Consider the following 14,501-nt stretch of genomic DNA (forward strand, 5'->3'; position numbering starts at 1 on the left):
AAGCGTTAAGCTAAAAACGAAGAGAGAGCTCTATGAATCCTGAGCGTCCAGAACGTATTGAAATACCTGTATTGCCATTACGTGATGTCGTTGTATATCCGCATATGGTGATCCCGTTGTTCGTTGGTCGTGAAAAATCTATTCATTGCTTAGAAGCCGCGATGAACGACAACAAACAAATTATGCTGGTTGCGCAGAAAGATGCATCTACTGACGAACCAGGTGTGAATGATCTTTTTTCTGTTGGTACAGTTGCGTCTGTTTTACAGATGCTAAAACTGCCTGATGGAACAGTAAAAGTACTTGTTGAAGGTATTCGTCGTGCCAAAATTACGACGCTATCTGACAATGGTGAATACTTTCAGGCGAAAGCAGAATACCTTGAAACGCCAGCCGTTGATGAGCGCGAACAAGAAGTCTTAAATCGTACAACGATTAATCAGTTTGAAGGTTATATCAAGCTGAATAAAAAAATTCCGCCAGAGGTATTAACCTCATTACATGCTATCGAAGAATCAGCGAAATTAGCAGACACCATTGCTTCACATATGCCGCTGAAATTAAAAGATAAGCAAGCTGTGCTTGAAATGTCTGATGTGACAGAACGCCTTGAATATTTAATGGCGATGATGGAATCAGAAATTGATCTGCTACAAGTTGAAAAACGCATTCGTAACCGCGTTAAAAAGCAGATGGAAAAGAGTCAGCGTGAGTATTATCTCAATGAACAAATGAAAGCGATTCAAAAAGAATTAGGTGAGATGGATGATGCGCCTGATGAAATGGAATCGCTGAAGCGTAAAATCGATGCGGCTAAAATGCCAAAAGAGGCAAAAGAGAAGACAGAAGCGGAACTTCAGAAATTAAAAATGATGTCGCCAATGTCAGCAGAAGCCACGGTTGTACGTAGCTATATTGATTGGATGGTTCAAGTTCCTTGGAATAGTCGTAGCAAAGTTAAAAAAGACTTAGTGAAAGCGCAAGAAGTTCTTGATACTGACCATTACGGTTTAGAACGTGTTAAAGAGCGTATTCTTGAATACCTCGCAGTTCAGTCTCGTGTTAGCAAAATTAAAGGGCCAATCTTGTGCTTGGTAGGGCCTCCGGGAGTAGGTAAAACTTCACTGGGTCAATCTATTGCTAAAGCAACAGGCCGTAAATATGTTCGTATGGCGTTAGGTGGTGTACGTGATGAAGCTGAAATCCGTGGTCACCGTCGTACTTACATCGGTTCTATGCCAGGTAAATTAATTCAGAAAATGGCGAAAGTTGGCGTCAAAAACCCACTTTTCCTATTAGATGAAATTGATAAAATGTCATCCGACATGCGAGGTGATCCAGCTTCTGCTCTGTTAGAAGTGTTAGATCCAGAACAGAACATCGCATTTAATGACCATTACCTGGAAGTTGATTACGATCTGTCTGATGTTATGTTCGTGGCAACCTCTAACTCCATGAATATACCCGCACCGTTGTTGGATCGTATGGAAGTTATTCGTTTATCAGGTTATACCGAAGACGAAAAACTGAATATTGCTAAGCAACATTTGTTACCAAAACAGATTGAGCGTAATGCGTTAAAACCAAGCGAGCTGACAATTCATGACAGCGCGATTATGGGCATTATTCGTTATTACACGCGTGAAGCGGGTGTACGTAGTTTAGAGCGTGAAATTTCTAAATTATGCCGTAAAGCAGTAAAACAGCTGCTAATGGATAGCACAATCAAACATATTGAGATTAACGAAGATAATCTCAAAGACTACTTAGGTGTTCGTAAAGTTGACTACGGTCGTGCTGATACAGAAAATCGAGTAGGTATGGTAACAGGACTTGCATGGACAGAAGTGGGTGGTGATCTACTGACTATTGAAACTGCAAGTGTACCGGGTAAAGGCAAGCTAACATTCACTGGCTCTTTAGGTGAAGTGATGCAAGAGTCTATTCAAGCGGCAATGACTGTCGTTCGTGCTCGTGCTGATAAACTGGGTATTAATAGCGATTTCTATGAAAAACGTGATATGCACGTACACGTTCCTGAAGGGGCAACACCAAAAGATGGTCCAAGTGCCGGTATCGCAATGTGTACTGCGTTGGTATCAAGCCTAACAGGTAACCCTGTACGTTCTGATGTTGCAATGACGGGCGAAATTACGTTACGCGGACAAGTATTGCCAATTGGCGGACTAAAAGAAAAGTTACTTGCTGCACATCGCGGTGGAATTAAGACAGTTCTTATCCCTGATGAAAATAAACGTGATTTAGAAGAAATTCCTGAAAATATTGTTGCTGATCTGGATATTCACCCGGTGAAAACAATAGAGGAAGTTTTAACGCTAGCCCTGCAAAACTCACCGTTTGGCATGGAAGTTGTTACTGATAAATCACACTAAAGAGTGATATTAGTCATAAATTATAGCTAAAAAAAAGGCTGGATAAGTAATAAAAGCTTGCCAGCCTTTTTTTGTGTCGCTAATTTAATGGCGATTTTAATTAAAAATGCTGTTTTATCGGTCTTGCTATATCTAAAAAGGCTTGATATAACGACGTTTGCAAAATTTGCCATTAATGGTGAAAAATAACGCATAAAATTATGGGGATGAAAGCGTGAATAAAACTCAACTGATCGACAAAATTGCTGCAAATGCAGATATCTCAAAAGCGGCAGCAGGTCGTGTTGTAGATGCTCTGGTTGCTTCTATCACTGAATCTTTACAAAAAGGTGATGATGTAGCATTAGTAGGTTTCGGTACTTTTACTGTACGTGATCGTGCAGCTCGTACGGGCCGTAACCCACAAACTGGTAAAGAAATTCAAATTGAAGCTGCAAAAGTTCCTGCATTCCGTGCGGGTAAAGGCTTAAAAGACGCAGTTAATCAATAATAGTTGAATGAACTTTCTGCCAAAGAGTTATTAACTTAACGTTATGGGTAAACAGAAAACAACTCAATTAAAAAATGAAGCGCATCTTTTTGAGATGCGCTTTTCTTTTTTGATTATAAATCACGATTAAACCTTGTATTCTCTGGCGATAAAACGTGAAACTGAAGTGGTCATTTGATAGAATGCTCCGTTGTTCTATAACTAAAATAGACAACAATGAATGATTTAGTGATGAGTTAACTGCTATCGTAATCAATGAATCAAATAATGCTGTTTAGTTTTTTCTTAGTTATAGAAAGTGCGTGTTAAGACTGTGCATTAATATGGGACTGGCTGTTTTTAATGATTGTCGTGTGTCGCGACATTTTGATATTTAGCCAGCATGAGCATATTATCTTTTTGCTGTGCTCAAAATAGTCGTGTAACACCCATAAAAATAATTTTTATTTCACCAAACGGAGCCTCGTCTCGTTATGATGGACAACATTCGTTCCACTGCTAATAATCCATTTATAAAAATATTATTAGCTGTGATCATCCTCTCCTTCGTCCTAACTGGTGTGGGCGGATATCTCTTTAGTTCAGGCGTCAATGATGCAGCTGAAGTTAACGGGTATAAAATTAGCCGTTCTCAATTAGAGCAAGCTTATCAACAACGTCGAGCTCAATTACAACAAGATATGGGTGAAAATTTTGCTGCTCTTGCTTCCTCAGAAGAAGGCCAGAAACTCATTCGCCAACAAGCGCTTGATTTATTGATCAACCAAGCATTACTTGATCAATTTGCACAAAAGCTGGGTATCTCAGCCGGTGATCAGCAAATTAGAGATGCTATTTTTGCACTTCCTTACTTTCAAACTAACGGCAAATTTGACAATAAAAAATATGTCGATTTATTGAAAGGCAATAATATTGATGCGGATGCCTTCGCAGAAGGCATTCGTCAAAACCTAATTAACCAGCAATTAAAATTTTCTATCCAAGGCACTGATTTTGCCTTAGATAGCGAAGTTAAAGAATTTGCTGGATTAATGCTACAAAGCCGTAATGTACGCTTAGCATCATTAGACATTCAGCCATTCCTCGAAAAAGAAACGGCATCTGATGAAGAAGTGAAAGCGTTCTATGAGCAAAATAACCAAATGTTCATCGCGCCAGAGCAATTTAAAATTAGCTATATCCAATTAAATGCTCAAAAAGATTTTAATAATATCAACATTACTGATGAAGAAGCGAAAGCTTATTACGATAGTAATATTGATGAGTTCACTACGGCAGGGCAGAAACAGTACAGCATCTTAGTATTAGCTGATGAAGCTTCGGCTAAAGAAGCAGAAGACGAGCTGAAAAAAGGCGCTGATTTTGTTTCGTTAGTGAAAGAAAAATCTATTGATAGTTTCTCTAAAAAACAAAATGGTTCTTTAGGTTGGATAACTATCGGGCAAGAGTTACCCGAGCTGGCTAATGCAAGTTTGACAGAAAAAGGCCAAATCTCTGAACCTGTTAAAATCAGTAATGGCTACGCAATTTTCCGTCTTGATGATGTCAAACCCTCTGTTGTAAAACCATTTGATGACGTGAAAACAGATTTATTGGCAAAAATGCGTGAAAACAAAGCGATTGATGATTTCTTCGCATTACAACAAAAGGTGAGCCAAGCTGCATCTAATGACAACGACACATTAGCTCCCGCCGCTAAAGCGGGCAACGTGACGGTGGTTAATACTGATTGGTTTGATGAAAATAACGTTCCTGCACCATTAAATAATGAAAAACTCACCCAGTTAATTTTTGGGGGGTCATTGGTGGATGAAAATGGCCCAACTGGCATGAATTCAGACATGGTGACGTTAGGTAATGACAGTGCATTTATCGTGCGTGTAGAAGGTTATAAGCCTTCAGCAAGCCAACCATTAGACAAAGTGCGTGATCAGGTCGTTATGCTGGTTAAACAGCAAAAAGCATCACAAGCCATGAATGCGGAAGCCCAAAAACTTTTAGCTGCATTGAAAGAAGGTAAAGGCGAAGAAGCACTGAAAGCTGCTAATGTTTCGTTTGGTAGTGAAGAAAGCATCGTTCACTCATCTGCAACAGATGTCGTACAAACTGCTATTTTCTCTATGCCAAAACCTGCTGAAGGTAAAAAAGAGTATGGTATGACTAATGTACCTGGTACTAAAGTTGTCCTTATTCAATTAGATAGCGTAACAGATGGTAAACCAACATCTGAACAACTTGAGTTTATGACTAATCTCTATCGTGCTCAGATGGGCGAAGAAGCGTTACAACTCATGTTACGTGACTTAAAAGATAACGCTAAAATTGAAATTTTTGATAAAGATTATCAATAATTGAATTTGAGTTATTACATTGAAAACCCAGCTTAAAGCTGGGTTTTTTTATGCCGATTCACTTTGGTAACTTAAACCAATAACTCCGTCTCTCAAAAAAATCATATTTGAGAGCAAGCTAGACAACTTTTTGTAATGCTTCTTTTTTACATTTTTATTTTTCCTACTCTCTCGTAGTTTTATTTTTATATAATTGCTTGTTTATCAATATGTTGTCATTATTTTCCTGCATTCAGAACTCTTTGTTTGCGATTAAATTTAAAATTATTGAATAAAAGGAAATTATGATTATGAAGATGGATAAAAAAGTATTGTCAGGTTTTATGGCTTCTATCTGCCTAGCTTTAGGATTAGGGCTTTCTCCTCTCTCTTATGCAGAAGAAACACCCGCCTCAACCCCAATGGTTTCTATTGAAACTCACTCATCTGTTGAGCGTGATGCTAAGGAAAATAAAGCCAGTACAGTAGGTAAAGTTAATTTAAATACGGCAACAGTAGATGAATTAATGGGATTAAAAGGGATCGGAAAAGCAAAAGCGCAAGCCATTATTGATTATCGCGAACAGCTAGGGCGCTTTACCACTATTGATGAACTTGAAAAAGTCTTTGGAATTGGTATGAAGTTAGTTGATCAAAATCGTGATTTTATTGTTATTAATTAACGTATTCATTCTTATACGATATTGAGTATAAGTGATAGCAGAAACGTGAATATTGATTAAAAACTCCGTGTTTCTCTTTGATTTTTTTGATAAGAGAAACACGTTTTCTTAGTGTTTTCTTTGTTAAAAGAAAATGAAATAAACCTATATCAGAAATTACTAAATTTATTTTTTTGGCTATATTTATGGTATTGCAAAAAAATCTATAAGAACTTTATTAGAATAATCAAGAGGTAATAAATTGATATGAGTACATTAATTAAAGTTTATGGTTTTCATTTAGATGTTTTTGAACATGTGAATAATGCACGTTACCTTGAATTTTTAGAGCAAGCTCGATGGGATTGGATTGAGCAACATTTAGATTTTGATTGGTTTAAGCGCAATGGCTTGGCATTAGTGGTTGCTAATATCAATATTAATTACCGCTTACCTGCAAGTTTAGGTGATGAGTTACTCATTGATTGTGATATTGCTGAAGTGGGGGTTAAAAGTGGTGTGCTTTCTCAAAAGATTGTCAGAAAAAAAGATGGTGCACTTATTTCTGATGCATTAATTACTTTTGTTCTTGTTGATATCAATACAAAAAAAGCACTGACATTAACAGAACAGTTAAGAGAGAAGCTTGAATATGTACGTCAATCATCCTAATACATAGAGAGTATTAAAAATTTATCACTAAATATGCCTAGGCTAATCTAAGATGATTTAATGCAGTGATAATGTTTTTGATGAATTATCACTGCATAAGTGAATAGAATGGCAGATAGCAGTGATAATAAGTAAGGTAATTATGATAATTATTTAAGACCTACTTTCTGTTTCATTGTTTGCATAATGAGTGTTTTATCAGCTAAGTAAGTGTTTAATCCGCGTTGCCTTAAATGACAAGCCGCACATTCACCACAGCCATCACCTTGAATACCGTTATAACAAGTTAACGTTTTATGACGAACGAAATCTAATTTTTTATAGTAATCAGCAAGCGCCCACGTTTCGGCTTTATCTAGCCACATTAATGGTGTGATAAATTTAATATCACGTGCAATACCTAAGTTGACAGCATGATTCAGTGCTTTTACAAATTCATCGCGACAATCAGGGTAACCCGAGAAATCTGTCTCACAAACGCCAGTGATGACACTCTCAGCGCCAATTTGATAAGCATAAATTGCTGCTAAAGTAAGGAATAGAATATTTCTACCCGGTACAAAGGTACTAGGAATATCACTTTCTTCACTTTCTTTGAAATCAGGAACAGGAATATTGTCGCGAGTTAAGCTACTAATAGCGAGTTCATTGAGTAAACTTACATCTAAAACTTTATGCGCAGTTGCCCCCAGTAATTGACTTACTTTTTGTGCTACCTCAATTTCTTCTTTATGGCGTTGCCCATAATTAAACGTAATGCAATGTACTTCATCGTACTTTTCCAATGCTTGAATAAGGCAGGTTGTCGAATCTTGCCCACCACTAAAGACAACGACCGTTTTTTTCATCAGAATACTCCTGAATATTGAAATTTTATAAGGATTAGTACGCATAAAAGTACAGATATTATGGCAATTTATTACCGATTTATCATTAGATGATTACTCTTATAGTAAGGGGCAGATTATCATTATTTTTTGTAGGGGCATATTTTGAAGGAGTATCTATGTTAGATAAGATTGACCGTAAACTATTAGCGCTGTTACAGGAAGATTCAAGCCTCTCACTGAATACTTTGTCTGAGGCTGTTAACCTAACTTCAACGCCTTGCTGGAAACGATTGAAAAGACTAGAGGATGAAGGGTATATTCGTAAGCGCGTTGCTCTGCTTGATAGTGAAAAAATCGGGCTAGGTCTAACAGTTATTGTTATGATTAGAACACAGCAGCATAATAGCGAATGGTACGAACAGTTTGTTTCATTTGTTAAGCAAATGCCAGAAGTACTGACATTCTATCGAATGGCGGGTGAGTGTGATTATCTAATGCATGTTGAAGTAGTCGACATGAAAAGTTACGACCTATTTTATAAGCGTATGGTAAATGGCGTACCGGGTCTTATTGATGTGACTTCTAACTTCGCAATGGAAAAAATTAAATACACAACGGCAATGCCGATACCTGAATAAGGTTCATCTTTACCAACTGGCACTTTTATTTTTTTGTATAACCTTAGGATTTAAGGCGTGGCTCTATTTTCACAGCTCAGTTGGTATTTTCTCAGTGAATGGCGTCGTTATGTCGGTGCTATTTTCTTATTGATGGTTATCGCAGTATTACAGGTGATCCCGCCAAAGATTGTTGGGATCATTGTAGATGGTGTTGATAACCATAGTCTGACGTTTAGCCAAGTGATGAATTGGATTGGTGTGATGGTATTAATTGCCCTCGCAGTTTATCTTTTACGTTATTTTTGGCGTCTTTGGTTATTTGGTGCATCTTATCAATTAGCAATAAAACTGCGGATGCAAATTTATCAACAACTTAATCAACAATCTTCCTCATTTTATCATCGCTATCGTACAGGCGATTTAATTGCACGGACCACTAATGATGTTGATAAAGTGGTTTTCGCAGCTGGTGAAGGTGTACTAACCTTAGTGGATTCTATGGTTATGGGGCTTGCGGTACTCGTCATGATGAGTATTCAGTTAAGTTGGGAACTGACACTGATTTCATTATTACCGATGCCACTCATGGCGATTTTGATTAAACGTTATGGTGATAAGCTACATAGTCGCTTTAAAACCGCACAAGCACTTTTCTCTTCACTTAATAATCAAGCACAGGAAAGTTTGAGTAGTATTCGTATGATCAAATCATTCGGACTAGAGCAACAGCATGCATCCCGTTTTGATGATGTGGCAAAAGAAACTGGGCGCCAAAATATGCGTGTTGCAAGAATTGATGCGCTCTTTGATCCTACTATTTTTATGGCTATTGGGTTTGCTAATTTACTCGCGGTTGCTGGTGGGAGTTATTTGGTACTCAATGACAAAATGACATTAGGTGAATTAACCAGTTTTGTTATGTATTTAGGTCAAATGATTTGGCCAATGCTGGCTTTAGCATGGATGTTCAATATTGTTGAGCGTGGCAGTGCAGCCTATAGCCGAATCAATAGCTTATTGAATGAAAAACTCGATATGATTGATGGTGATTTATCACCAAAACAAGGTCGAGGGATATTGTCTGTTGATATCGACCGCTTTCAGTATCCTGAACAAACAACGGATGTGCTTAAGAATATTCATTTCACCTTATCTCCCGGTGATATGTTGGGAATTTGCGGAATGACTGGAAGTGGAAAAAGTACACTACTCACCGTTATTCAACGACTTTACGATGTAACTGAAGGTGAAATTTGTTTTCAATCTATACCCATTTATCAATTGAAGCTTGATGAATGGCGAGCACGACTGGCTGTTGTTAATCAAACCCCCTTCCTATTTTCAGATACTATCGCAGGAAATATTGCATTAGGGCGCCCTAATGCAACTAAAGACGAAATTGAAGCAGTCGCTAAACTGGCCAATATTCATGACGATATTCTGCGTTTACCTGAAGGGTATCAAACACAGGTAGGCGAAAAAGGTGTGATGTTATCCGGTGGACAAAAACAGCGTATTTCTATTGCGCGAGCGCTACTCTTAGATGCGGAAATTTTGTTATTAGATGACGCATTATCTGCCGTTGATGGACAAACTGAATATCAAATTTTACAAAATTTGTCGCAATGGCGAAAAGATAGAACGTTGATTATCAGTGCTCATCGTTTATCTGCATTGGTTGGTGCTACGAATATTTTAGTTTTAAAACAAGGTGAGATTATAGAGCAGGGTACACATCAGCAGTTAATTTCAATACCAGGTTGGTATCAAGATATGTACCATTATCAGCAATTAGAGGCCGCGCTGGATGACGATGAATAAAAATAAATCCGTTAAAGCGCTATTGCCTGCATTAAAGCGTCTTTTGACTTATGGTAAAGCTTATCGTAAATCCATGACATGGGGTGTCATTATGTTGTGGGTAGCCGCTATTGCAGAAGTGGGTGGCCCATTAATTGTAGGTTATTTTATTGATGCAAAAGTTGCCACGAATAATGTGGAATTAATGTCATCATTAGGCCTAGCATTGGCTTTTATTCTTTTGCAAGTAATTGCTGCCACACTTCACTATTATCAAGCCATTGTGTTTAATCATGCTGCTGTTGGGGTGGTACAACAATTACGTACTGATGTAATGAGTGCGGCACTAAAACAGCCATTAAGTGCTTTTGATAATCAGCCCGTGGGGCAGTTAATCTCTCGTGTAACGAATGATACCGAAACAATTAAAGATTTGTTTGTTAATGTCTTACCGACATTATTTCGAGCGATTGCGTTAGTGGTTGTTATGTTAATTGCCATGTTCTTATTAGAGTGGCAAATGGCATTGGTAGCGATGACTATCTTCCCTGCAGTTATTGGTGTGATGATGCTTTATCAGCGACTGAGCACGCCGATTGTACGCAATGTACGTCATTTTCTTGCCAATATAAATGATGGTTTCCACGAAGTTATCAATGGAATGTCAGTTATTCAACAATTTAGGCAACAAGCTCGATTTGGTGAAAGAATGTCAGATGACAGCTGGCAGCATTACCAAGCGCGTATGAAAGCGTTAAAACTTGATGGTCTGTTATTACGCCCTTTATTAAGCATGCTCTCTGCGTTAGTTCTGTGTGGCTTATTGATGCTCTTTGGTTATCAAGGTAGTGCGGTTATTGGAGTTGGGGTGATTTATGCATTCATTAGTTATTTAGGTCGATTAAATGAACCCTTGATCACATTGACATCACAGCAATCGATTCTACAACAGGCGGTTGTCTCTGGTGAGCGTGTTTTTGAACTGATGGATGCACCTTTACAGCATTACGGTTCATCAACACATTCTATTACTCAAGGTAATATCGAGATTAGCTCTCTTTGGTTTGCGTATCGTAATGAGCAATGGGTATTAAAAGATATCAATTTAACTATTCCTGCTCGTCATTTTGTCGCATTCGTTGGGCACACAGGAAGTGGTAAAAGTACTTTAGCCAGTTTATTAATGGGTAATTATCCTTGGCAAAAAGGGAGTATTTCTTTAGATAAGCAACCATTAGAAGCGTATTCTCACGCTGCATTGCGTAGTGGTATTGCAATGGTACAGCAAGATCCCGTTTTATTATCGGGTTCACTGCATGACAACATTACGTTAGGGCGTGATTGTGATGAGTCACATTTATGGCAGGTATTAGAAACAGTTCAACTCGATCAATGGGTTAAAGCGTTACCAGAAGGGCTGCAAACAAAACTTGGTGAACAAGGTAGTCGCTTATCTGCTGGTCAAAAACAGTTACTTGCATTGGCGCGTGTATTATTAATACCTCCTCGTATTCTTATTCTGGACGAGGCAACAGCAAATATTGATTCAGGAACAGAACAAGCCATACAGAAAGCGTTAAAAGTAGTTAGGGAAAAAACAACATTGATTGTTATTGCTCATCGACTTTCCACTATTATTGAAGCCAATGAAATTGTAGTACTTCATCGTGGTGCAATTGTCGAGCAGGGCGATCATGCTAAGTTACTCTCGCAAAAAGGCCGATACTATAATATGTATCAATTACAGCAGGTCAGAGAATCTTTACAAGAACAAACTCCTCTTGAAGTAGAATAATAACCTTAAATAAAAAAATATAATTTTAGAGGGCACATCATCTTAATGTATGTGCCCTTTTTGATTTCCCATTTATCTTGCTTTTATCAAAATAGCTATCGTATTTTTGCACCATTTCGGTGAGCTTTTTCATTTTTATTATTCGAGAAGTTTATTTTTTCTTAAATATCAATCAATTAAATAATGGCATGTCTTTTGCTTTTCTATTTAGGGTTTGTTCTTTCAAATATCGACGAGGTTTATATGAAATATATCATTGCCATTATTAAACCATTTAAATTAGAAGAAGTGCGAGAGTTGCTCTCTGAGTTAGGTATAAAGGGAATGACAATCAGTGAAGTAAAGGGATATGGGCGACAAAAAGGACATGCGGAGTTGTATAGAGGGGCTGAGTATGAAGTTAATTTTCTCCCCAAAGTAAAAATAGAACTCGCTATTTGTGATGAGCAACTTGAGTCAGTTATGCAAGTGATTATGCAAGCGACTGATACAGGAAAGGTAGGAGATGGAAAAATTTTTGTTTTTGAATTATTGCAGGCAGTCCGTATTCGTACTGGTGAGTCTGGTGATGAAGCACTTTAAAGGAGATATTCGATGAGACGCTTACTTTCTTTACTATTAATGTTAGTGCTTACATACTTTTCTTCATCTGCATTTGCAACTGAAACAGGGGGGGTTGATAAAGCTGATAATAGTTTTATGTTGATATGTACCGCTTTAGTCTTTTTTATGACGATGCCCGGTATTGCTCTGTTTTATGGCGGGTTATTGAGAGGAAAAAATGTACTTTCTTTGATCACTCAAGTGATGATGATCTTCAGTATCGTTGTTATTCTTTGGGTTACATTTGGCTATAGTTTGGCATTTACCGCCGGTAATAAAATTTGGGGTGGGTGGTCACTTACTTTTTTGAATAACGTATCACTAGATTCACTCTCTGGCTCAATTAATCAGTATGTACATATTGCTTTTCAAGGATCTTTTGCTGTTATCACTGTTGCATTAATTGTTGGGGCACTAGGAGAGCGCGTTCGCTTTTCTGCACTGCTCATTTTTACGATTATTTGGTTCACACTTTCTTATATTCCTATTGCACATATGGTATGGGGAGAAGGTGGTTGGTTAATCGATGATGGGGCATTAGATTTTGCTGGGGGAACCGTTGTCCATATTAATGCAGCGATTGCGGCACTTGTTGGTGCTTACTTACTTGGCAAACGGCGTGATAGTCAGCATACAGCGCTTAAACCTCATAATTTACCAATGGTCTTTACTGGTACAGCGGTGCTCTATATCGGTTGGTTTGGTTTTAATGCAGGCTCTGCTGGCAGTGCAAATGCAATCGCAGCTTTAGCATTTCTAAATACAGTAATTGCAACGGCAGGAGCCGTGCTTTCTTGGACTGCATCAGAATGGCTCACCAGAGGCAAACCTTCTATGTTAGGTAGTTGTTCTGGTTGTATTGCAGGATTAGTTGCGATTACACCGGCAGCTGGCACGGTCGGAGTAATGGGCGCTTTATTTATCGGTGTAATGGGTGGGATCATTGGGCTTTGGGGCGTCGTTGTTTTAAAACGCTGGTTAAAGGCTGATGATGTTTGTGATGTTTTTGGTATTCATGGTACTTGTGGTATTGCTGGTTGTTTATTAACAGGGGTATTTACGGCTTCATTTTTAGGGGGAGTGGGATATAGCGATGGTATGACACTCAGTAAACAAGTTTTAATTCAATTAATGAGCGTTGTGATCACAGTGATTTGGTCTGGTGTTGTCGCTTATATAGGTTTTAAAATCGCAGATAAGCTGGTGGGCTTGCGAGTTTCAGAAGAGGAAGAGCATGATGGGTTAGATTTAACGACTCATGGTGAAAGAGCTTATCAACAATAATTGTCTATTCCCCCTCAATTGAGGGGGGAATATGCCAAGGTATTATTTTGAATGTTTAGCTCGTTTTTGACGAATAACCCCTTCTTGAACAGAAGATGCAACGAGTTGACCTTTTGTATTAAAGAATTTACCTCTAACAAACCCTCTGCCCCCTGATGCGGAAGGACTTTCAATCACATAAAGTAACCAATCATCCACACGGAATGGGCGATGAAACCACATAGAATGGTCAATCGTAGCGACCTGCAGGCTTGTATCCATAAAACCTAATCCATAAGGTTGGAGAGCAGTTGGTAAAAAGTCAAAATCAGAAACATAACCAAGTAAATATTGATGCAAGAAAGGATCGGTTGGTATTTCACCTCGACTACGATACCAAACATAACGTTCAGCAGGCGCTTTAGCGTAGCCAAACGGGCTAAAGTATTGCACAGGGCGCGCTTCAAACGGTGTTTCTCGAAGTGCTAAAGATTTAATCGGCTCGGGTAATTTGGGTGCTAAGTTCTTTAAAATCTCATCTTGTGAGATAAGCTCATTTGGAAAAGGAACATCAGGCATTGTATCTTGATGTTCAAAGCCTTCTTCAAATTCTTGAAAAGAAACGGTCATATAAAAAATAGGTTTACCGTGCTGAATAGCACTGACCCTACGAGTACTAAATGATCCACCATCACGAATAAATTCCACATCATAAACAATAGGCTTATGGCTATCACCAGGACGTAAAAAGTAGCTATGAAATGAGTTGATATAGCGGTTATCAGCTATTGTCTGTTTTGCAGCATATAGTGCTTGTCCTACAACTTGCCCACCGAAAACTTGCGGTAATCCCAAATCCTCGCTTTGGCCTCTAAATAGGCCTTCTTCTATTTTTTCAAGTGCCATCAAATTGATGAGATCTTTCAATGCTTGACTCATAGTGTACCTGTATCATTAGATCTGGTGATTTTTTATAAAGTTGATTATATACAATCCTAGGAATATAAAAAAATAATCTCCCTTTTTATCTTGTAGCAATCTAA

12 protein-coding genes are annotated in these 14,501 nt (G+C 38.1%); 10 read left to right on the plus strand and 2 right to left on the minus strand.

The features are described 5' to 3' along the window. The first annotated feature begins 32 nt into the window (after nucleotides 1-32). The 5 genes from lon to GWI59_RS16190 all read left to right on the plus strand — a co-directional run bounded on the left by lon (nucleotide 33) and on the right by GWI59_RS16190 (nucleotide 6,547). Nucleotides 33-2,393 (plus strand): endopeptidase La, encoded by a 2,361-nt coding sequence (gene lon / locus GWI59_RS16170; protein ID WP_072063666.1) that lies wholly within the window; start codon nucleotides 33-35, stop codon nucleotides 2,391-2,393. Nucleotides 2,394-2,607: 214 nt separating this feature from the next. Then, a complete protein-coding gene (hupB, locus tag GWI59_RS16175) occupies nucleotides 2,608-2,883 on the plus strand; it encodes a nucleoid-associated protein HU-beta (RefSeq protein WP_036911695.1) in 276 nt (91 codons plus the stop codon). Nucleotides 2,884-3,356: 473 nt separating this feature from the next. Further along, nucleotides 3,357-5,234, plus strand: coding sequence for a peptidylprolyl isomerase (gene ppiD / locus GWI59_RS16180; RefSeq protein ID WP_072063665.1), 1,878 nt, complete (start codon nucleotides 3,357-3,359; stop codon nucleotides 5,232-5,234). A 287-nt stretch (nucleotides 5,235-5,521) separates the two neighbouring features. Next, nucleotides 5,522-5,896: a ComEA family DNA-binding protein gene (locus tag GWI59_RS16185; RefSeq protein WP_167426099.1), complete on the plus strand. Its 375-nt coding sequence runs from the start codon at nucleotides 5,522-5,524 to the stop codon at nucleotides 5,894-5,896. A 246-nt stretch (nucleotides 5,897-6,142) separates the two neighbouring features. Next, nucleotides 6,143-6,547 carry an acyl-CoA thioesterase gene (locus GWI59_RS16190; protein WP_072063664.1) on the plus strand — a complete coding sequence of 135 codons (405 nt, stop codon included), beginning with the start codon at nucleotides 6,143-6,145 and terminating at the stop codon, nucleotides 6,545-6,547. A gap of 149 nt (nucleotides 6,548-6,696) precedes the next feature. Here GWI59_RS16190 and queC read toward each other — a convergent pair whose 3' ends face one another. Further along, on the minus strand, nucleotides 6,697-7,395 hold the full coding sequence (gene queC / locus GWI59_RS16195; RefSeq protein WP_072063663.1) for a 7-cyano-7-deazaguanine synthase QueC: 699 nt from the start codon (nucleotides 7,393-7,395) through the stop codon (nucleotides 6,697-6,699). Nucleotides 7,396-7,553: 158 nt separating this feature from the next. On the opposite strand from queC, the gene GWI59_RS16200 reads away from it, so the two are divergent. The 5 genes from GWI59_RS16200 (at nucleotide 7,554) to amtB (ending at nucleotide 13,479) form a co-directional block, all read left to right on the plus strand. Then, nucleotides 7,554-8,015, plus strand: a complete 462-nt coding sequence (locus GWI59_RS16200) for an Lrp/AsnC family transcriptional regulator (protein ID WP_072063662.1) — start codon at nucleotides 7,554-7,556, stop codon at nucleotides 8,013-8,015. 57 nt (nucleotides 8,016-8,072) lie between these two features. Continuing rightward, a complete protein-coding gene (locus GWI59_RS16205) occupies nucleotides 8,073-9,818 on the plus strand; it encodes a SmdA family multidrug ABC transporter permease/ATP-binding protein (protein WP_109847875.1) in 1,746 nt (581 codons plus the stop codon). Further along, on the plus strand, nucleotides 9,805-11,592 hold the full coding sequence (locus tag GWI59_RS16210; protein ID WP_109847874.1) for a SmdB family multidrug efflux ABC transporter permease/ATP-binding protein: 1,788 nt from the start codon (nucleotides 9,805-9,807) through the stop codon (nucleotides 11,590-11,592). Before GWI59_RS16205 ends, GWI59_RS16210 begins: the two co-directional genes overlap by 14 nt. A 243-nt stretch (nucleotides 11,593-11,835) precedes the next feature. Then, on the plus strand, nucleotides 11,836-12,174 hold the full coding sequence (gene glnK, locus GWI59_RS16215; RefSeq protein ID WP_072063659.1) for a P-II family nitrogen regulator: 339 nt from the start codon (nucleotides 11,836-11,838) through the stop codon (nucleotides 12,172-12,174). 12 nt (nucleotides 12,175-12,186) lie between these two features. Further along, nucleotides 12,187-13,479 carry an ammonium transporter AmtB gene (amtB, locus tag GWI59_RS16220; RefSeq protein WP_161669327.1) on the plus strand — a complete coding sequence of 431 codons (1,293 nt, stop codon included), beginning with the start codon at nucleotides 12,187-12,189 and terminating at the stop codon, nucleotides 13,477-13,479. 42 nt (nucleotides 13,480-13,521) lie between these two features. On the opposite strand, the gene tesB is transcribed toward amtB, so the two are convergent. Continuing rightward, nucleotides 13,522-14,397 (minus strand): acyl-CoA thioesterase II, encoded by an 876-nt coding sequence (tesB, locus tag GWI59_RS16225; RefSeq protein WP_072063657.1) that lies wholly within the window; start codon nucleotides 14,395-14,397, stop codon nucleotides 13,522-13,524. Nucleotides 14,398-14,501: the final 104 nt, after the last annotated feature.

Source organism: Proteus sp. G2673 (assembly GCF_009915125.1).
Classification (GTDB): Bacteria; Pseudomonadota; Gammaproteobacteria; order Enterobacterales; family Enterobacteriaceae; genus Proteus; species Proteus penneri.

What these genes read in the sequence shown, in the direction of transcription:
- amtB (WP_161669327.1), top strand. Translation starts at nt 12,187, where the DNA reads ATGAGACGCTTACTTTCTTTACTATTAATGTTAGTGCTTACATACTTT.
- GWI59_RS16210 (WP_109847874.1), top strand. Translation starts at nt 9,805, where the DNA reads ATGACGATGAATAAAAATAAATCCGTTAAAGCGCTATTGCCTGCATTA.
- queC (WP_072063663.1), bottom strand. Translation starts at nt 7,395, where the DNA reads ATGAAAAAAACGGTCGTTGTCTTTAGTGGTGGGCAAGATTCGACAACC.
- ppiD (WP_072063665.1), top strand. Translation starts at nt 3,357, where the DNA reads ATGATGGACAACATTCGTTCCACTGCTAATAATCCATTTATAAAAATA.
- tesB (WP_072063657.1), bottom strand. Translation starts at nt 14,397, where the DNA reads ATGAGTCAAGCATTGAAAGATCTCATCAATTTGATGGCACTTGAAAAA.
- glnK (WP_072063659.1), top strand. Translation starts at nt 11,836, where the DNA reads ATGAAATATATCATTGCCATTATTAAACCATTTAAATTAGAAGAAGTG.
- lon (WP_072063666.1), top strand. Translation starts at nt 33, where the DNA reads ATGAATCCTGAGCGTCCAGAACGTATTGAAATACCTGTATTGCCATTA.
- GWI59_RS16190 (WP_072063664.1), top strand. Translation starts at nt 6,143, where the DNA reads ATGAGTACATTAATTAAAGTTTATGGTTTTCATTTAGATGTTTTTGAA.
- GWI59_RS16200 (WP_072063662.1), top strand. Translation starts at nt 7,554, where the DNA reads ATGTTAGATAAGATTGACCGTAAACTATTAGCGCTGTTACAGGAAGAT.